This is a genomic window from Imperialibacter sp. (assembly GCF_040222385.1).
Taxonomy (GTDB): Bacteria; Bacteroidota; Bacteroidia; order Cytophagales; family Cyclobacteriaceae; genus Imperialibacter.
Genome location: NZ_JAVKDF010000035.1, coordinates 697,126 through 717,066, shown reverse-complemented (window position 1 = coordinate 717,066; position 19,941 = coordinate 697,126). Strand labels below are relative to the sequence as shown.

Genomic DNA, 19,941 nt, shown 5'->3' with positions numbered 1-19,941 from the left:
ACTTTAGATCTTCTTAATCAGCTCAATCGCCTCTTTCGTTTTCTTTTCCAGTCCGGCGTAGTCTTTTGCATCGAGCAGGTCTTTGCTTACCAGCTTGCTGCCCATGCCCACGGCGCAAACGCCGGACTTGAACCAGCCTTTCAGGTTGCTTTCTTCAGCCTCTACGCCACCTGTTGGCATAAAAAGAAGATCAGAGAAAACTGCTTTGACCGCAGATACAAATTCAGGCCCCAGGAGGTTGCCCGGAAACAGTTTTACCAACTTAGCGCCATTAAGCTCGGCACCAGCAATTTCGGTTGGCGTCATACAGCCAGGAATCCACTGCAAACCAGCCTTGTGTGTCACTTCTGCCACATCGGGGTTCATGGCCGGGCAGATGATATAGTCGGCACCGATTCCGATAAAGCTGCGAGCGGCCCCCACATCTTTAATGGTTCCTATGCCCAGGAGTAGCCCGGGAAAATCCTTAGACGATTGCTTTTTCAGGTATTCGAAAACACCGAAAGCCTCCGCTCCCCTGTTGGTGAATTCTATCGTACGAATTCCGGCTTTATAAAGGGCTTCAATGGCTCTGATGCTCACTTCTTTGTCGGAATGATAAAACAATGGAAGCATTCTTTGGGCCTTAATAGCGGCTATGGCGTCTGGTCTATTGGACATGTCTCTTTTTTGATATTGACTCGTAAAACAAAGAAATAAAATTGTGCCGCCGAAACGGCACATTCACTAACGGGCTACTCTTCCGGAAGCGTCGCCTCCCATGAGTTTTTCCACCTCGCTTTTGGTTGCCAGGTTGGCATCACCAACGATGGTATGCTTCAGACACGAAGCGGCAACTGCGAAATCAAGCGCATGCTGGTCGTTGTCAGGATACTGCAGCAATCCGTAGATCAGGCCGCCCATGAAGGAATCGCCGCCACCAACACGGTCAACAATGTGTGTGATCTGATATTGCTTCGATTCGAACATCTTTTTGCCGTCGTACAATACACCAGCCCAGGAGTTATGTGACGCAGAGATAGAACCTCTCAAAGTAGTAATTACTTTTTTGGCTTTTGGGAACTTCACCATCATTTGCTTACACACCGAAAGGAAGGCCTGCGCTGTTACTTCATGCCCCTGTGTGGTTACATTCAGTCCTTCTGGCTTAATGCCAAAGTGCATTTCGGCGTCCTCTTCATTGCCGAGGATAATATCGCAATAGGAAGTAAGCTCAGTCATGATGGGCTCGGAAGGTACACCGTATTTCCAAAGTTTAGCTCTATAGTTGAGGTCAGTAGAAATTGTGATGCCCATATCGCTGGCCACCTTTACCGCTTCAAGGCAAGCATCAGCCGAGCCCTGCGAAATGGCGGGCGTAATGCCAGTCCAATGGAACCATCCAGCTCCCTCAAATACCTTTTTCCAGTCGATCATGCCTGGCTTGATGTCGGCCATAGAAGAGTGGGCTCTGTCGTAGACTACTTTGCTGCCACGAGTTACAGCGCCGGTTTCGAGGAAGTAGATTCCAAGACGATCTCCGCCGAAAATAATGTTTTGCGTATTCACACCCCGCTTGCGCATCTCCATCAATGCACATTCGCCAAGATCGTTTTTCGGAAGCCTGGTCACAAAATCGACAGGTACCCCATAGTTAGCCAATGAAACGGCTACGTTTGATTCGCCGCCTCCATAAACCACGTCGAAGGAGTTGGCTTGTGAAAATCGAAGAAAACCCGGAGGTGACAACCTCAACATGATCTCGCCAAATGTTACTACTTTTTTCATTGTAGGAGTGAATTAATTCGGATGAAAGTTAAAACATTTTCTTTATTCTAATGCCCGATATGGCCATCTGGTTATTAGACGAAATTAAAGGGAAACACCCCTCTTCCAGGGAATAAAATCTTCCTGGCCATTTCGGTCGGCTGCACATTTTTCTTCGCCGCTTGCCACACTGATCAGGTATTCCAGGATACGCTCCCCAGTCTGTTCGATGGTTTCGTTGCCTTCGATGATGGGGCCCGTATTGATATCGATAATATCAGGCATTTTTTCAAACAGTTTGGTATTGCTCGATAGCTTGATGACTGGGGCTATCGGATTGCCTGTTGGTGTGCCCAAGCCTGTTGTGAAGAGGCAGATTGTTGCGCCGGAGCCAACCATCCCCGTTGTTGATTCCACATCGTTGCCAGGTGTGCAAAGGAGGGTAAGACCTTGCTTGCGCACCTTTTCGGGGTAGTCGAGCACATCCATTACCGGTGAAGTCCCTCCTTTTTTCGCCGCTCCTGCCGATTTGATAGCATCAGTGATCAGGCCATCCTTGATATTGCCTGGGGAGGGGTTCATGTCGAAGCCGGAACCTGCCTCGTGGGCTCGTTGGTTGTAGCGAGTCATAAGGTCAACAAACCGATTGGCTGTGGGTTCGTCGACACAGCGGTCGCAAAGTTCTTGTTCTACTCCGCAAAGTTCAGGAAACTCCGAAAGGATGACGGAGCCACCCAGGGCTGATATGAGATCGGAAGTATAGCCGATAGCAGGATTGGCCGAGATGCCCGAGAATCCATCAGAACCGCCACATTCTAAGCCCACACAGAGTTCGCTAAGCGGCGCAGGCTCCCTATGCGCCTGGTTGGCGATGATCAGTCCTGTAAAGATCTGTTTCACTGCCTCACCGATAAGGTCTGCCTCACGGCCCATTTTCTGCTGTTCAAACACCTGAAATGGCTTATTGAACTGAGGGGAGCGCTTGTCAATTTCTTCTTTCAAAATGCTGGCTTGTGCATTCTGGCAACCAAGGCTCAGCACCGTTGCACCAGCGACATTGGGGTTGGTGATGTAGCCAGCCAACAAACCGCAAAGCGCCTGCGCATCCTGGCGGGTGCCGCCACAGCCCATGGAGTGGGTGAGGAAGCGGATGCCATCTACATTGGGAAAAAGTGGGTTGTTGCTGACGCCGATGGTGGTTTCGTCAAAAGCCACTTCCTGTATGTCCGAAACACTCTGCCCCGACTGGTACATGGAAATCAGTCTTTTCGTGAACTGCTTGTATTTTTTTGGACTGGAGAAGCCGAGTTCTTCGAGAAGCGCCTCTTTCAAAGAGTCAACGTTTTTGTTTTCACAAAAAACCATTGGCACCACTACCCAGTAGTTGGCAGTGCCGACGGAGCCGTCTGACCGGTGATAACCCATGAACGTTTTGCTTTTCCATTTGCTAACATCAGGTGCGACCCAGTTGGTCTTTTTCTCTCCTGCATGAAGGTCACCCACTGCATGTGTGGTGTTCTCAACGGAGATTCTCATGCCCTTTGCAATAGGATTTTTAGCAGTGCCTACCACCAGGCCGTACATTTTGATTTTATCGCCTTGGGCCATATCATTCATAGTGAACTTGTGCTTGGCGGCAATGGGTTCTTTGAGTGTGTAGCTGGCTCCGTCCAGGCTCACTGTATCGCCCTGGGCAAGGTCGGTGAGGGCAACGATAACGTTGTCGGCTGGGTGTACTTTAAGGACTTTAGCGTTCATGGCAGAAATTTACAAAACAGTTTGCAGTGCAGCCCTCATTCCGCCGGAAGAAATAAGAGAGCGTTTTTCGGTGACGTCTTTTTCGAAGCCCGGCAGCCTGGTGAGATCGGTTCCCCAAAGGCTTTCGTCCCTGAGTACAGCATTGGCTATTTTCTCAGCACCGTACTTTTTCCAAAGGTCGCTCAGGTAGCCAGCGTTGTCATCCTGGATCAGGTAGTCTTTTCCATTGGCGGTTCCATAGTACTCCTCCCCTTTTGCTTCTGATTTCATAAAACAAATGAACGCTGCAAAACCAAGGGCGAAAAGTGAGGGCACGTCGCTCTTTTGCTCGTAGTGCTTTAACAGAATCGGCAAGTCTCGCATCTTCATTTTCGAAGAATATTGCAATGTGATGCTGAGCCATTTGTGTTGGATAAATGGATTGCGGAAACGGTCAAGAACAGTTTGTCCGTAGTCTCTGGCCTCGTCTACCGAAAGTGATGGCCCGCTGATAGCCGGGGCCAACTCCTGCATCATGAGGGTTTCAATGAAGCCAGACAGTGCATTGTCTTTCATGCCTTCTTTCACCGTTTCAATGCCAGCGAGCACTCCTATGCCACTTGAAAGGGTGTGCGTTCCGTTGAGCAGTCGCAGCTTCAGTTCCCGATACTTTGTGATATCTGGTGCAATCACAACGCCTTTGTCTGCTTTGGCAAAAGAAAGCGTTTCGGCGACTCTTTGATGAGCAGCCTCAATGGCCCAGAGGCTGTATGGTTCGGAGAGAGTTGCCAGGTCATCAGCGTAGTCGAAATTGCGGTCAGTATCGGGAAGCTTTCCAGGGACAATTCTATCCACCAGGGAGCTACAGAAGTGGTTGGCTTCGGATATCCACTTGATGAAGGCTGTGTCCAGCTGGTTTTGTTTTGCCAATGTCAGCACGATGTCTTTCAGCTTTTGTCCATTGTCGACAATGAGTTCTGTAGGCACGATAACAAACCCTGGCAGGTCGGCAGCGTAGCGAGCCTGTAATATGGCCAGCAGCTTACCGGGAAATGATGTTGGAGGCTTGGCTGTGATTTTATCTCCGTCAAGTAAAGCAATCCCCACCTCGGTTGTATTCGAAACGATCACTTCTATATCGGGATTGATCGCACATTTCATGATTTCTTCCCACTCGCCTCTGGCGGAAAGCACCCGGCTGATGCTGCTGTTAACAATTGTTTGGTCGACAGTTTTTCCTTCCTGAATGCCTCTGACTACATGGGTGTATAGTCCGTCCTGCTCCTGAAATTCGTCAGCGCCTCCCCGGTCTGTAGACTTAATAACGACAACTCTGCCGTTGAAAAGCCCTTGTCTGTTGGCTTTGTCGATGAAGTAGTCAATAAGTCCACGAAGCAGGATGCCTGTGCCAAACTGCAGCACTTTTTCCGGGAAATTAAAGATGTTGGAAGGAGGCACGGCAGTGCCTTTCGGGAATTCAATTTCTTGCAGGGTGTGTTTGGTAAGTTTCATGAACTTCGGTTTGGAGGTCAAAACGGCCCCTAGTTACATAATTTTAGATAAAGCTGAAAAACGGGTTTTATATCTCTACCATCGCTTTGATGACGCCTGTTTTTGGGTCGAGCCAGGAGTCAAAAGTTTTCTTTACTTTATCAAAGGTAACCCGGTGTGTGATATAGGTACCCGGGTCGATGAGTTTACTTTTCATGCAGGCCAGCACATGTTCAAAGTCTTCACGGGTGGCATTGCGGCTGCTCATCAGGGTGCCTTCCCGTTTGTGAAACTCGGGGTGGCTGAAGCTGATGTCTCCTTTTTGCAGGCCAACCAGAATGTAACGAGCACTGTGTGCCATGTAGCTAAAAGCCTTGTTGATGGCAAACAGGCTACCGGTGGCATCGAAAATGACTGTTGGCATGCTGCCTGCGGTGATGTCCTTTATGGTTTCGACAGGGTTTCCTTCTGAAGGATTAACCGTAAGTGCCACGATGCTTTTTTCCTTGCAAAACGCCAGCCGCTGGTCGTTGATATCCATGGCAATGACCTTGGCACCAGCGATTCGTGCGAACTCCATGATGCCCAGACCGATTGGGCCAGCACCAATCACGAGTGCAAATTCACCTTTTTGAATTTGTGCTCGTCTGACAGCGTGAGCGCCAATGGCCAGTGGTTCCACCAGGGCTAGCTCTTCTAAGGTATGATCGTTGCCATGAACCAAAGAATAAGATGGAACCGAAAGGTACTCCACCATGCCGCCGTCTATGTGCACACCGCTTACTTTGAGGGTTTCGCAGCAGTTGGGTCTGCCGGAAGTACAGGCGATGCAAGTGCCACAATTGAAATAGGGGATGAAAGTTACCTGCTCACCTTTTGAGAAGCCTGGAGCGTCTGTTTCGGCTATCTCAGCTGCTAGTTCGTGCCCCAGGATTCTCGGATAATTGAAGTAGGGCTGTGTGCCTTCATAGGCATGAAGATCAGTGCCGCAGATGCCTATCCTTTTGATTTTTAGTATGGTGTTGCTTTTGGAAAACAGAGGCTCTGAAATGTCTTTATATTCGAACTGGCCGGGTGTGGTGCAAATGAGGGATTTCATTGATTGATCGTCTATTTCAGTTTAGAAGAGTCCATAGGGTTGTCGAGTAGATGACGAGATAGATGGCGTTGTCCCTTACCTGATTGCAGATCCTTACGAATTAAAGTGCTCTGTCCAGGTGAACATAGCCGCCATCTACATGAATGAGTTGTCCGGTGGTGTGGCTCGATCGATCAGAAAGCAGAAACGCAACTGTGTTGGCGATTTCTTCCGGTGTTGTCATTCGGTTTTCCAGCGGAATCCGGTCTGTCACCTTTTTCAGGTACTCTTTTGGGTTGGGCTGCTGGGCCACAAACCATTCGTACATGGGCGTCCAGCACTCAGACACCACCACGCCATTGACACGAATACCGTATTTCAGCAGTTCCACTGCCCATTCTCTGGTGAGGGCATTGCGGCCACCATTGGCCGCTGCGTAGGCAGAGGTTCCGCCCTGGCCGGTTTCGGCGGTTTTTGACACAATATTCACGATGGCACCTTTGTCGGCCTTGAGGTAGGGCAGTGCATAATGTGCAATCATGTAGTAGTGCACCACATTTTTATGGAGGCTTTCCATAAACTTCTCGTAAGAGCCGTGCTCCAGATTTACGCTGTCGTTCACTCCTGCATTGTTCACTACGCCGTCAATCCGTCCAGCTTTTTCAAAAGCAAACCGCACTGCTTTTTCGCATTCTTCCGGGCTGGTCAGTTGCGTCGAGCGCTGGTAGGCTTTCCCTCCTGACTTCTCTATGTCTGCCACCACCTTCAGGTTGTCTTGCTCATCAAGACTTATAATGACAGGAATGGCACCTTCTTCCGCCAGGGTTTTGGAAATGGCTTCACCTATGCCTCTTCCGCCGCCGGTGACGATAATTACTTTGTTTTTTAGGTTTAGATTCATAATGCTTTACTCACTCCAAATTATAAAATCTCGCAGCATTCCCTCCCCAAAAAGCTGCTTGTTCACTCTTTGAAAAGCTGGAAAAATAATCGTCGACGAGGTCAACCACCTGCGTGTAGTCGGCAGCACAAAGGCAAACAGGCCAGTCGGAGCCGAACATGAGGCGATCCATGCCAAAGCCCTCAACTGCGGCATCAAGATAAGGGCGAAAGTCAGCCTTCTGCCAGTTTTTCCAATCAGCTTCGGTGACCATGCCAGATACCTTGCACATAACGTTGTCGAACTGAGCCAGTGCACCAATGTCCTTTTTCCATTCCTCAATCTTGCCCGCCTTGATGTACGGCTTGGCAAGATGATCCAACACAAAGGACTGATCAGGAAACTCTTTGACTAACTCACAGGCGTTTTTCAGGTGCTTTGGGAAAATGAGGATGTCGTACGTAAAGCCAAACTTGCTGAGCTTCCCGATCCCATTTCGAAAGGCCGGCCGCAACATAAAAGCGTCGTCGTCTTCTCCCTGGAGGATGTGACGAAAGCCTTTCAATTTTTTATGCTTGCTAAGCGAGGCGAGCTGCTGCTCTATGTTTTCGGCTTGTAAATCCAGCCAGCCCACTACGCCCTTGATAAAATCGTTCGCTTGTGCATTCGCCAGCTGAAATTCATTTTCCTGCTGGTTTTGATCGACTTGTACAAGCACGCAGCCATCGATCCCGTGCGCATGAAGCACCGGCTCCAGGTCATCGGGCATAAAATCCCGCTGTATCACCTTCATGGAATCGTCGATCCAGCCATGTCGGGCCGGATCGTACTTCCAAAAGTGCTGATGAGCGTCAATTTTTGGCATCGTTGCAGGCAGTCAGGCCCTCCACGCAACTACCTTCTGCTTCGACACGCCCATGCCGTCGATACCCAGCTCCATTACGTCGCCTGGTTTCAGGTAAATCGGCGGATTGAAACCTAGTCCTACGCCTTTAGGTGTCCCTGTGGAAATAACGTCACCAGGAAGCAAGGTCATGAATTGGCTCAGATAAGAGATGAGGAATGGCACCTTAAAGATCAGGTCTGAGGTTGAGCCGTCCTGCATCATTTTGCCGTTGACTGACAGCCAGAGACGCACATTGTTGATGTCTTTTATTTCATCGGGAGTGACCACATAGGGCCCGAGGGGGGCAAATGTGTCGCAGCCCTTGCCTTTGTCCCAGGTGCCGCCACGCTCTAGCTGGAATTCCCGCTCCGACACGTCGTTGTGCAAGCAGTAGCCAGCCACGTGTTTCATGGCATCTGCTTCTGAAACGTAGCTTGCCTTCGTGCCTATGATGACTGCCAGTTCCACCTCCCAGTCAGTTTTTACCGAGTTTTTCGGAATCATTACGTCATCATTTGGCCCGACAAGTGATGTTGTAGACTTCATAAAAAGGATGGGCTCTTCGGGAATTTTGGCACCAGATTCTTTAGCATGATCGGCATAATTGAGGCCTATGCAGACAATTTTGGAAGGCCTGGCAATAGGGCTGCCAATCCTGGCACCTGACGGCACTTTGTCAAGAGAAGGCTTATTTCTTTCAACAAAGCCTTTTAGCCTTGCCAGTCCACCGGTTCCGAAGAATTTTTCATCATAGTCCTCGCCGAGGGGTGATACGTCATAGTGCTGGCCGTCGATGGCTACACCTGGTTTTTCTTTGCCCGCCGGGCCAAATCTTAGTAGTTGCATGTATCTAGGTATTAAGTTTTATAAATCCGCCGTCAATTGGGTAATCAGTTCCGGTAATAAAAGAAGCCTCATCGGAACACAAATACAAGACCAGGTGGGCAACTTCATCGGGTGTGCCCATTCGGCCTATCGGCTGTGTTTTCGAAAGTTTGTCGAACATCTCCTGCTCTTGGCCCGGGTAGTTCTTTGCCAGGAACCCATCTACAAAAGGTGTGTGTACTCTGCCGGGAGAAACGCTGTTGCACCGGATATTGTCGGCCAGGTAGTCTTTGGCAACAGACAATGTCATGGCATAGATAGCCCCCTTGCTGGTGGAATAGGCAAAACGATCAGCGATACCCATTTGTGCAGCCACGCTGGCCATGTTGAGAATTACACCGCCCCCAAGCTTTTTCATGATTGGAATAGCCTCATGAATACAATTGTAGACGCCTTTTACATTCACATCCATCACCCGTTGGAAGTCATCTTCGCTGGTTGTGTCGGCTCTGCCAATGTGGGCAATGCCGGCATTATTCACCAGGATATGGATGTCGCCAATGGTTGTAAAAAGCTTCCTTACTTCCGTTTGTTTACTAATATCGCAGATGTGAGCAGTTGCAGTAAGCCCTTCAGATTTTAGATCGGCGAGGGTGGCGTCGACATTGGCTTGGTTCACGTCAATGATTTGAACGTTAGCACCGGCTTTGGCAAAAGCGAAAACGGTAGCTTTTCCAATACCACTGGCACCTCCTGTAATGACGGTTGTTTTATTTTTAAGATTATACATCCTTATTCAGTTGTTCAGTCAAAGAAAATATTTTATCCATTAAAAGCCACTTTTCGCCAGGTTTAGCTGTGGGCAGCGCCTGCTGGTACTTCCACATCAGTTTTTCCCATTCCTGTACTTTTGGGTTGTTGGCATCCATCGCTGCCTTCTTCTCGAAACTAAAAGTACTATTCACTTTCATCACCATAAAGAGCCGGTTGCCTGAGCGGTATATTTCCATCTGCTCTATTCCGCTTTCTTTAATACTCTCCAAGATCTCCGGCCACACACTTTGATGATGTTTTTCGTAGTCGGCTATGAGTTTAGGATCATCTTTCAGGTCAAGCGTCAGGTAAAAAGTTTGCAGTTCCATTGTTCAAGCAAGAGCTTTGTTTCTTTTCATTACTCTCAAGCAGTAGACGCCAACAAGTAATAGACACATAAGTGGTAGAATGAAAGAAAGGTTAACTTCCGGAATATAGCCAAATAATTGCAGGTCGTTGAGCCCTGTTCCTCCCCAATCGATAATGCTCCCCTGAAGTGGTGGCATCAAAGCACCGCCCACTATGGCGAGTATTAGTCCGGCTGAGCCGAGCTTGGCTTCATCTCCCATGCCACGAAGGGCTATGCCGTAGATTGTAGGAAACATCAGTGACATGGCAAAGGAAACGCCAACCAGGCAATACAGGCCTGCCATGCCATTAATTAGAATTGCGCCAAGACAAAGCACAGACCCAAGCATCGCAAAAATGAGCATGAGCCTGGCGGAGTTGACATAGCGAAAAAGGAAGGTGCAGATCCAACGGGCCGTTAGAAATAACAGGGTGGACGCAACCACATAAACTGTCGCATTCAACTGATCATCCATCGGTCGTGACTCGTTCAAATTGGTCACATACTGATAAATGAAAGTCCATACCATGATTTGACAGGCGACGTAAAAGAACTGAGCCAGGACGCCTTCGTAGTAGTCTTTGTTGGAAAACAGCTTTTTGAGGGTTGTCCTTAAATCGAGCTTGTCCACATGCCTGGCAGGATCGTCAATTTTCACCACCATAAACAAAATCATGATGGCGAGCACCACGAAACCAAGCACGATATAAGGAGTGCTTACAATGGAGAGGTCATGCTCAATGATTTGCTGTTTCTGTTCTAAAGAGAGTAATTCCGTGGGCGCATCGGCGCCAATCTTTGTGTCAAGCCTGTCGACGACATAAATCCGTGCTATCACCTGCCCCGTAAGTGCGCCTATGGGGTTGAAAGCCTGTGACAGGTTCAATCGCTGTGTGGCTGTCTCTGCTGGCCCCAGTTCCAGGATCATTGGGTTGGCTGTAGTTTCAAGGAATGCCAGGCCAAACGTGAGGATATAGAATGATACTAAAAACAAGTTGTAGCTCACAAGCAGCGCCGACGGATACATTAGCAGCGATCCCAGCATGAAAAGAAAGAGGCCGAGAATAATGCTCGATTTGTAGCTGTACTTTCTAATGAACAGTGCTGCGGGTATGGCCATGGTGCCGTAGCCTCCGTAGAAGGCTAGTTGGACATAGGAGGCTTTTACATTGGAAATGTTTAGCACATTTTTAAACACCTCAACCATTGGGTTGGTAAGGTCGTTGGGGAAGCCCCACAAAAAGAAGAGGGAAGTCACTAAGACAAACCCCAGGGTGTAGTTTTGCTTGCTCGACATAAATAGGTAGGTGTAATAAAAATGGCAGCTAACTGATCTGCCTCTCTAACATACTAAGAAAAGCGCCTCTTTCGAAGCGCTTTTCCTGTATAAGTTCATAAAATAGGGTAGGTGGGTAATTATCCCGTAAAGCTGGTCATGATATAGACCACAATAGCCAGCACTACCAGCGAGAAAACAATATCCCAGGTGTTGTAACTGGCTCTGTTTTCGGTTTTTTGTTCGGCACTCAAAGTGCTGAACGTAAGCCCTTTTATTTGTTCGGCCGATGGTGCCGCAGAAGTCATGCTTACCACCAGACAAACCAAAATGGAGAACAAAAAGAACCACGATGAAAACGTAAGGAAGTTCATGTTTCCGAAGGCATACAAGAAGCTGTTAGGATTAAGTGAATCGCTTGCCAGCTCCAGTGAGAGTCTGATAAACACCACGGCCATACCAACGATAAGTGTAGTTAATGCACCCCTCGAATTGATTCTTTTGTGGAAGATGCCTAATAAGAACACAGCTGCAATTGGTGGCGCAATGTATGACTGTACCGACTGTAGGTATTCATACAATACACCCGAAATATTCTGCATGATAGGGATCCAAAGGATGCCCAGCACAACGACAATGCCAGTGGCTATCCGGCCTACTTTCAGCAGCTTGTCGTCTGGGGTTTCGGGTTTTAGCTTTTTGTAAATATCAACAGTGAAAAGCGTCGAGCACGAATTAAATACTGAGGCAAGCGAACTCATCAGGGCGGCCAGCAAGCCTGCGGCCACAAGTCCTTTGAGGCCTACCGGCATCTTGGCCATCAACAACGTGGCAAAGGCCTGGTCAGGTGTGTCCCACGAAAGCTCACCACGGTTTTTCAAGGCCAATGCTACCACGCCCGGAATAAGAAACAGGAACACGGGAAGCAGCTTTAATAGCCCACCAAATATAGTGCCCCGACGTCCTTCTTTGATATTTTTGGCTGATAGCACTCTTTGCACAATGTACTGGTCGGTGCACCAGTACCAAATGCCGACAATGGTGCTTGAGAAAACCAGGCTTGGCCACGGAAAATCAGGATCGCTTGGTGGGCGCCACATATTGAGGTAGCCTGGCTCCAATGCTGACCGCATGCCGTCCCATCCACCCACGGCGTCAAGACCGATGAAAGTAAGAGTGCCAGCGCCTATTACCAGCACCACGGTTTGCAGCGCCTCAGTGTACACAACGGCCTTCATGCCACCCAGAACTGTATAAACGCCGGTAAGAATCACCGTCATTAAAGCGCCAAACCAAAAGTCGATTTGCAGCAGGGAAGCAATCACAATTCCACCGGCATACACCGTTACGGAGACTTTGGTGAGTACATAGGCCACCAACGAAAAGACGCTGAGAAACCAGCGTGTTCCCGGGCTGAATCTTTTTTCAAGAAATTCCGGCATGGTAAAAACACCACTGCGGATGTAGAAGGGAAGAAATACCCAGCCAAGCATGAGCACAATCCATGCATGCAGTTCATAAATAAGCATGGGTATTTTGTCGCCTGCTCCTGTGCCGGCAAGGCCGACCACATGCTCCGAACCTATGTTTGAGGCAAAAATGGAGGCACCAACCACAAACCAACCGATGTTGCGGCCTGCAAGGAAGTAGTCTTCAGTAGTTTTTTGTTTTCGGGAAATGACCCAGGCGGCCAGGCCACCGATTACCACAAAATAGCCGACGATAACTATCCAGTCAAGCGTTTCAAAACTGTTCATAAGTAGGCTTAAGTAGAGTGTAAATGTTAAAATGCACTTTTTAATTATAAGTAGTGAGCGAAAGTAAAATTAAATGCTTAAAATGTGTATTGGAAAGCACTTTTCGATCAAAAGTTGGAGCCAGACTGGCTCTGATGAAACACCCTTGAGCATGTGAAACAATGAATAGCAAATGTTATGTCTTTGTTTAATTTTCTCAGGTATACTTTATCTAATAAAAATTATAACTAATTTCATTTTTCACTCGAACAACCAGTTTACGATCTAGCATATGGCGCTAACTCCGTTATCAGGAGCTCTGGGTAAGAAAAGAGCAGCACATTTACTTAGAAGAGCCTGTTTTGGTGCTACACTGAGGCAGGTAGAAGAATTTGCTACCCTTACTGCACAAGAAGCGATTGGCAGGTTATTTATGACTGATATTCCAGAGCCTCCTTTGCCAGTAGATCCTTTGACAGGGCAGGAGTGGGTGGTGTCAGGCACTACCGATGCCAATAGCGAAGGGTTCGAGCTTGAACAGTACTTTTTAAGATGGCATATAGGCCAAATGCTTAGCGCAGGCATATCCAATGAGCAATCACTGGCTTATGCTTTCAGGGAACGATTGGTGGTTTTTATGCACGCTCATTTTACCACAAAGAAATCGGTGGTGAATAGCAGCCGGGCACTTTATTTCCAGAATGCACTCTTTAGGTTCTACGCTTTTGACAAAGAAGATAGACTGGTGCGGGGCGACCCGGAGTTGGTTATTCCTGATCGGATATTGGTTAAAAGTTTCAAGGGACTTACCAAAAAGATTTGCCTTGATAATGCCATGCTGGTGTTTCTGGATGGCAGACTGAACGTAAAGGGTAGCCCTAATGAGAACTATGCCAGGGAATTGATGGAGCTGTACTCTATTGGGCGAGGCCTGGAGGGAACATTGCCTGAAGCGGAATTTCAGGGTGACTACATTAACTACACCGAGGAAGATGTGCAGCAGGCGGCAAGAGTGCTCTCTGGCTTTAACACTGACGACAGCTTTTCGACCGTTGATGAGGACACTGTTTTGCCCAGGGGTGTTGCGAAAGGCGGTGGAGGCAGTCATGATAATGGCGTGAAGACGTTCAGTAGCAGAATGGGCGGGGCCACCATTCAGCCGGATATAGCGCTTCAACCAAATGGGCAGCCCAATGAGGAAAGCATGATTGACGAGGTAGATCAGCTGATTGAAATGATCTATGCTCAGCCGGAAACAGCCCGAAATATCGCCCGAAAGATTTATCGGTTCTTTATTTATCACGAAATAAACGCCGGGATTCAGAGTGGGGTAATTCAGGACATTGCTGATGTTTTTACGGCCAATGACTTCAAGCTGCAGCCTACGCTGGAGACACTTTTCACAAGCAGGGAGTTTTATGAAGCCGGCGGTGGAGTTGACGACGACAGCTTTGGGGGGATCATCAAGTCACCTTTAGATATGGTTGTGGGCTTCATGCGCTCATTTGGTATGCAAGCGCCTGACTATGCCACTGACCTTGAAGGGTTTTACTCGTTCACAGGATCTCTTTTAGGTAGCGTAGATGTTCAGGGAATGAACTACTACGAGCCATTCGAGGTGGCTGGCTACTCAGCATATCACCAGTTTCCTCTGTTCAATAGGGCGTGGATTACTACCAACTACCTGACCAATAGGTACAATTTCATCAGGCAACACCTTACCATGGAAACTCCTATGGAGCTTGGTGAAGTCAATGCACTTGAATTTGTACAGACCCACATATCAGGTGCTACAGCGGCCAATGCCAGGGCTTTAGTCATTGCGCTGGCGGGTTATTTTCTGCCGATGTCAGAAAACCTAACATTTGATGCTAACGCAACCAATGAAATAACTGTGGAGCGCCTCAATTTCTTTATGAACGCTTTTCTTTTTAGTCCGCAGATCGACCCTGACCCCGAAGCCTCCTGGACTTTCAGGTGGCAAAATGGAGTGGATACGGAAGTGATTTCAAACCAGCTTACCAATCTGTTGAATGCAATGTTGCAGTCACCGGAGTATCAATTGATGTAATTATGAGGAGGAGAAATTTTATCAGGAAACTAGGTTTTGCAGCTGGAATGCCCATCGCTTTTCAGGGTATACCTATCAAATTGCTTGCTTCCTACGAACCTCTTCAAAGGCTGGCAGCGCAGAGTGACAACGACAAGGTGTTGATTATTCTGCAAATGAACGGAGGCAACGATGGGCTCAACACTTTTATACCTATAGAGCAATACGACCAATACTATAGCCGGAGAGCCAATATTGCTATACCTAACAAAGTTGGCAACCGAACGCTGATTCCTCTCGACAGCACGCTGCTGTCTCCCGACCAGGTGGGGCTCCATCCCGATATGCTGGATTTTAAGTATATGTACGACGTTGGGAAGGCTGCCATGTTTCAGGGGGTGTCCTACAAGAATAATAACGGGTCTCACTTCCGGGGCACCGACATCTGGATGATGGGCGGCACATCCGACGACTATTTTAATTCGGGCTGGGCCGGGCGTTACCTCACCAGTCTTTATGCCCCACAGAAGTATCCGGAGGATTTCCCCAACACAGCCATGCCAGATCCCCTGGCTCTTGAAATGGGCAACGATGTATCCTTGCTTTTTCACCAGGACGGCAACATTCCGACGTCGATAGGACTGGGGGGAAGCCCAACCGGGTTGGCCAATCTTGTAGATCAGCTTTCAGGGTTTGAGGATCAGGGAATAGACCCAAGGGGTATTCCTCCTGAGTTCCTGAGAACTTCGCCATACGGAAAGGAAATGGACTGGATACTCAGCCTCGAAGATAAATCAGAAACCTATATTAAGCGACTGCTGCAGATTTACGAGAGTGCATCGGCAACAAGCGTTACTTACCCGGAAAGGTATCCCTTCAATGCACCTGGCGGCAGCAAGAGAAATCCGTTGAGTGGGCAATTTCAGCTCATAGCCAGGTTGCTTGGCGGTGGGCTGAAAACAAAGGTGTTCCTTGTGAAAATTGGTGGTTTCGACAGTCACGCCAACCAGGTGGAGGACTATGACTCGACCATGGGAGTACATGGAGCCTTGCTTTACCATATTACCTCCGCCATTAGGGCCTTTCAGCGAGACCTGCTTTCCCGGGGCATTGAGGATAAGGTACTGACAGTGACACTTTCAGAGTTTGGCAGAAGAATTGGCTCAAATGGCAGTTACGGAACCGACCATGGTACAGGCGGGCCGGTAATGATGTTTGGTAGCGGGGTGAAACCGGGTGTTTATGGTACAAACCCTGATCTGACGAAGAGCAATGTAGAAATGCAGCACGACTTCAGGCAGATTTATGCTAATATTCTGCATGAATGGATGGGTGTTGATAAGGCTGTTGTAGCGAACGATATCTTTTTTGAAGACCTGATAGAAGGGCCAAAGGAAGCAGGTGGAAATTACGAGCCGATGGATCTTATCAAAGACGTGATTCTTGGCACTCAACAGAATCTTTCTGTTAACTTTAAAATTGAGAGCGTTTATCCTAATCCGGCATCTGATGTAGTGAATCTAAAAGTAAAAGTGAACGATGTGCAGGAGGCAGCTTTCAAATTAATTGATGAAACTGGTGCCACTGTGCTTGCTTTCACGCAGCGTTTGGTGCCGGGGTCTCAGGAAATAAAAGTGCAATTGCCCAAGCTGTCGCCAGGGGTATATCTTATAAAAGTTAATTCTGAAAAATTGAATGATGCAAAGAGACTCATTATCAATTAGGCGGCTGTTGTTGCCGGGAATGTTATTGCTTCTTGTGATGACAGTAGCCGAGGCTCAACCTGTGAAAAAGCCAAAGCCTAACAAACCCAAGTATGGGTTTCTTGATACACAGTTCTGGCTGGGTGTTAAGTTTGGAACCAACTTTGCCAATCCCATGGCGCAGTCGCAGCTTTCTGGGTTTAGCCCGATCGACTACCCGTCGGACAGGCTGACGAAGACTTATGATAGCTACGTACTACCGGGCGGGCAGGCAGGTATCGAGATGACTTTTTATCACCGGGGCTTTTCTGTTGGACTTCATCCTATGTATCAAAGGAGCAGGTACCGGTATACGAATAGTCTTGAATGGAATGGAGAGCAGGAGTCAGAAAGATTCGCCACCATCTATGAGTCGGAGCAAAGAGTCGATGTGATCAATGTGCCGATTTTTGTTAAATATGACCTTATTCAAGACGGAAAGCTGCGGCCTTTCGTGCTTGGAGGAGGTTTCTACTCGTTCCTTGTAGGTGCTGAGCGCCAGGTAAAAATTACTCAGACAGACTATTCTTTCGGGGCACCGCAAACCATCGATGGCGGTACGCTGAATCTGGGGGTTAAAGACGCTTTTCAAAACTACTACGGCTGGGTGGCTGGCGGAGGTGCCAGTTTTGACTACTGGAACATTCGCACAGTTATCGAGATCACCTACAATCAATCGCTTAATAGCGTGACTCGGGAGGGTACCAGCCAAAATGAATTGTCCTCATTGGGCGACCAGAATGATGACGTCCATTTAAGTCATATTGTAGGCAGCGTGAGCTTTGTATTCCCGCTCCGCTTCATCGACAAACAATTCCAGGCCCTTTGATTATGAAGAAACTATACTACTTAATTGCCCTGCTGGTATTGCTTGGTTGCAAAAAGGATGATGAGGTTCCGGTTACTTCTTTTACCCGGATTTACGATCATAGCAACTATAATGTTGACTACAGGCCGCTTGACGTGGAAGAGGGAACGGAAAGCTATGTGATCCTCGCTACCACGACGCTGGATCGAACACAGTTTCCAGGTATTCAATTGGTTCAAGTCGACAAAGAAGGTGAGTTTGAGAGCAGTTACGAATTTTCAGAAAACACCATTGCTCCCACTTCTGATCTGATGAAAATCGATACTTTCTTCTATTTCTTCGCCATGGATCCGGTAAGCCTTCAGGCCAGTCTGGTTTCCTTCACTCCGGGTTTCGGAAACATTACCGCTACACCATTGAATGGTTTGCTTTATCCGCTGGCGGGCTCATTAACATCCGATAATCAGTTTTTGCTGTTGAGCTACAATCCTGATGACAAGCTGTCGGTAATTTCAAGAGTCGACAGAACCGGAAGTGTTGGCTCAAGCGCAGCCTATACTATTGGCCCCGGCAGTGATGTGGAAGAAGCCATTATTAATCATTATACACAACCGGATGATAAGTCGTTGCCCTTTTTCTGTGGCGAGGTGTCCGGTTCGCTGGTTTATTTCAACGGTTTTTTTAATTACAGCATGTCACTGGTTTTCTCCAATTTCTCGGGCGACCCAGCTGGTGTAGTGCAGGGGCAGTTTACCGACGCCGGTATCAGAAGCGTGCTCCCAATAAACGGAAGTACGTTTGCTATTTCGGGCTACCAGTTTGATGATAACTACATTTATCCATCCGTTACGCTGAGCACGGGAGGTCTTTCTTCGAGCGTTGATTTGTACACCAGCAATGCTGCTGAGTGGAGACCGCATACTCCGGTTGTGCTGAAGGACTATACGCTGAACGAAGTCGAGTATATTATTTATGCAGCGGAAACCAAGAGCAGGCAAATAGCCCTGTATATGTATGAGAAGAATTCTGGCAACTTTGCTGGCCTCACTTATGTGGGCTATGCAAACCCGTTCACATTGTCTTCCCTGATGGTTGATGATGAAAATCATTTGGTGGTGCTGGGTACGACGTACGTTGCCGGACGTTTCAGAAGAATTTTTGTTGAGAAGATTTCTGAGACTGATATGGAGAAGAGAACCCTTAAGACGGATTGAAGAAAGCAAAACCTACGTCTACTAGTAGCAATTAAAGGCCCTAACGAAGAATTAACTCCATTAGGGCCTTCCCTTTTTTAAACAATCACTTCGACAAAGTGAATTCCGGCATTTTGATAGCCTGTCCGCCATTCAAAGCTGACTCGTGGGCCAGAATACCCACACAAGTTATATTGGCCGATTGCTGTGCATTTGGATAGGGTTCTCTCTTTTCCTGCAATGCACTGACGAATTCGTTGACCAGGTGAGGGTGTGAACCTCCGTGACCGGAGCCCTGAATAAAGGATAGGTGCTGGTTGTCGTCGGAGTCGTAAACGCCGGCTGTGGTAAACGCCTGTATTTCCTTAGGCAGCAAATGCGCATAGTCTGGAATAGTGACTTTTTCTGGAGACTCACCGGTATGGATCACACTTGGTTCGTGTTCGATCAACGTCCATTCGAATGACTTTTTGGAGCCATACACGTCGAAGCTCTCACGATACTGGCGGGCAGTGTTGAAGAGAGAACGGGTGATTTCAGCTGCCAGGTCTGAGTCTTTGAACTTGATATGACAGGTTTCGATGGCAAACGGAGAGTTGTAAACAGGTATCAGTTTCTCGTCGATGCGACCTGAGCCCAGGCACGACACCTGCTCAGCCTCGCCTTTGGTGAGCGCAAGCACAGGGCCCACGCAGTGGGTGGCGTAGTACATGGGAGGTAAGCCTTCCCAGTAGCCAGGCCAGCCAGCCATTTCCTGTTGGTGTGAAGCACGAAGGAACTGGATGCGACCCATTTCACCTTTCTCGTACATTTCTTTCACAAACAGAAATTCCCGGCTGTAGATCACCGTTTCCATCATCATATACGTAAGGCCGGTTTCTTTTACCAGCTCCACAATCTGGCGGCATTCGTCCACAGTGGTGGCCATAGGCACTGTGCACGCCACGTGCTTGCCAGCTTTTAGAGCTGCTATGGATTGCTTTGCATGGTCAGGAATGGGTGTGTTGATATGCACGGCGTCAACGTTTGGATCTTTCAGCAGCTCGTCGTAGTCGGTGTAGCGCTTTTCGATACCGAATGCGTCGCCGATTTCATTCAACTTTTCTTTGTTGCGCTGGCAGATGGCATACATGTTGGCACCTGGCAACTTTTGATAAATGGGAATGAATTCGGCTCCGAAGCCGAGTCCTATGATTGCGATGTTGATGGGTTTATTTGCCATGATATAATGATATTTTATGTTTTATTCTCAGTTAAATTTCAAAGTCCACTTGCCTCAGGCTGGAATTCAGACAGATTGCCACAGGCATACAATGATTTCGTGCGTAATG

General features: G+C 48.1%; 17 protein-coding genes. 4 read left to right on the top strand and 13 right to left on the bottom strand.

Features of this window, described 5'->3' with window-relative positions; translation table 11 throughout:
• Window positions 1-3 precede the first annotated feature (3 nt).
• From RIG68_RS18865 to RIG68_RS18810, 12 genes are all read right to left on the bottom strand, one after another.
• On the bottom strand, window positions 4-660 hold the full coding sequence (locus RIG68_RS18865) for a beta/alpha barrel domain-containing protein (protein ID WP_151999555.1): 657 nt from the start codon (window positions 658-660) through the stop codon (window positions 4-6).
• Between the two features lie 66 nt (window positions 661-726).
• Window positions 727-1,767 carry a PfkB family carbohydrate kinase gene (locus RIG68_RS18860; protein WP_350074244.1) on the bottom strand — a complete coding sequence of 347 codons (1,041 nt, stop codon included), beginning with the start codon at window positions 1,765-1,767 and terminating at the stop codon, window positions 727-729.
• Between the two features lie 84 nt (window positions 1,768-1,851).
• Window positions 1,852-3,504, bottom strand: a complete 1,653-nt coding sequence (locus RIG68_RS18855) for a UxaA family hydrolase (RefSeq protein ID WP_350125765.1) — start codon at window positions 3,502-3,504, stop codon at window positions 1,852-1,854.
• A 9-nt stretch (window positions 3,505-3,513) separates the two neighbouring features.
• The gene (locus tag RIG68_RS18850) at window positions 3,514-4,995 is read right to left on the bottom strand and encodes a tagaturonate reductase (RefSeq protein WP_350125762.1); all 1,482 of its coding nucleotides are present in this window, start codon (window positions 4,993-4,995) and stop codon (window positions 3,514-3,516) included.
• A gap of 67 nt (window positions 4,996-5,062) precedes the next feature.
• Window positions 5,063-6,073 carry a zinc-binding alcohol dehydrogenase family protein gene (locus RIG68_RS18845; protein WP_350125759.1) on the bottom strand — a complete coding sequence of 337 codons (1,011 nt, stop codon included), beginning with the start codon at window positions 6,071-6,073 and terminating at the stop codon, window positions 5,063-5,065.
• A 100-nt stretch (window positions 6,074-6,173) separates the two neighbouring features.
• The gene (locus RIG68_RS18840; protein WP_350125756.1) at window positions 6,174-6,953 is read right to left on the bottom strand and encodes an SDR family oxidoreductase; all 780 of its coding nucleotides are present in this window, start codon (window positions 6,951-6,953) and stop codon (window positions 6,174-6,176) included.
• A gap of 10 nt (window positions 6,954-6,963) precedes the next feature.
• Window positions 6,964-7,797, bottom strand: a complete 834-nt coding sequence (locus tag RIG68_RS18835) for an amidohydrolase family protein (protein ID WP_350125753.1) — start codon at window positions 7,795-7,797, stop codon at window positions 6,964-6,966.
• Between the two features lie 12 nt (window positions 7,798-7,809).
• Entirely contained in the window at window positions 7,810-8,664 is an 855-nt protein-coding gene (locus RIG68_RS18830) for a fumarylacetoacetate hydrolase family protein (protein WP_350125750.1), read from the bottom strand.
• Window positions 8,665-8,668: 4 nt separating this feature from the next.
• The gene (locus RIG68_RS18825; RefSeq protein WP_350125747.1) at window positions 8,669-9,433 is read right to left on the bottom strand and encodes an SDR family NAD(P)-dependent oxidoreductase; all 765 of its coding nucleotides are present in this window, start codon (window positions 9,431-9,433) and stop codon (window positions 8,669-8,671) included.
• Complete coding sequence (locus RIG68_RS18820; RefSeq protein ID WP_350125744.1) at window positions 9,426-9,785, bottom strand: L-rhamnose mutarotase; 360 nt, start codon at window positions 9,783-9,785, stop codon at window positions 9,426-9,428. Before RIG68_RS18820 ends, RIG68_RS18825 begins: the two co-directional genes overlap by 8 nt.
• Before the next feature lie 3 nt (window positions 9,786-9,788).
• Window positions 9,789-11,102, bottom strand: coding sequence for an L-fucose:H+ symporter permease (fucP, locus tag RIG68_RS18815; RefSeq protein WP_350125741.1), 1,314 nt, complete (start codon window positions 11,100-11,102; stop codon window positions 9,789-9,791).
• Window positions 11,103-11,221: 119 nt separating this feature from the next.
• Window positions 11,222-12,838, bottom strand: a complete 1,617-nt coding sequence (locus RIG68_RS18810; protein WP_350125738.1) for a sodium:solute symporter — start codon at window positions 12,836-12,838, stop codon at window positions 11,222-11,224.
• 271 nt (window positions 12,839-13,109) lie between these two features.
• Between RIG68_RS18810 and RIG68_RS18805 the strand changes: the two genes are divergently transcribed.
• The 4 genes from RIG68_RS18805 to RIG68_RS18790 all read left to right on the top strand — a co-directional run bounded on the left by RIG68_RS18805 (window position 13,110) and on the right by RIG68_RS18790 (window position 18,631).
• Complete coding sequence (locus RIG68_RS18805) at window positions 13,110-14,888, top strand: DUF1800 domain-containing protein (protein WP_350125735.1); 1,779 nt, start codon at window positions 13,110-13,112, stop codon at window positions 14,886-14,888.
• Window positions 14,889-14,890: 2 nt separating this feature from the next.
• Window positions 14,891-16,591, top strand: a complete 1,701-nt coding sequence (locus RIG68_RS18800) for a DUF1501 domain-containing protein (RefSeq protein WP_350125732.1) — start codon at window positions 14,891-14,893, stop codon at window positions 16,589-16,591.
• 61 nt (window positions 16,592-16,652) lie between these two features.
• A complete protein-coding gene (locus RIG68_RS18795) occupies window positions 16,653-17,438 on the top strand; it encodes an outer membrane beta-barrel protein (protein ID WP_201568273.1) in 786 nt (261 codons plus the stop codon).
• Window positions 17,439-17,440: 2 nt separating this feature from the next.
• A complete protein-coding gene (locus tag RIG68_RS18790) occupies window positions 17,441-18,631 on the top strand; it encodes a hypothetical protein (RefSeq protein WP_350125729.1) in 1,191 nt (396 codons plus the stop codon).
• An 85-nt stretch (window positions 18,632-18,716) separates the two neighbouring features.
• Here RIG68_RS18790 and RIG68_RS18785 read toward each other — a convergent pair whose 3' ends face one another.
• Window positions 18,717-19,832 carry a Gfo/Idh/MocA family protein gene (locus RIG68_RS18785; protein ID WP_350125726.1) on the bottom strand — a complete coding sequence of 372 codons (1,116 nt, stop codon included), beginning with the start codon at window positions 19,830-19,832 and terminating at the stop codon, window positions 18,717-18,719.
• Window positions 19,833-19,941: the final 109 nt, after the last annotated feature.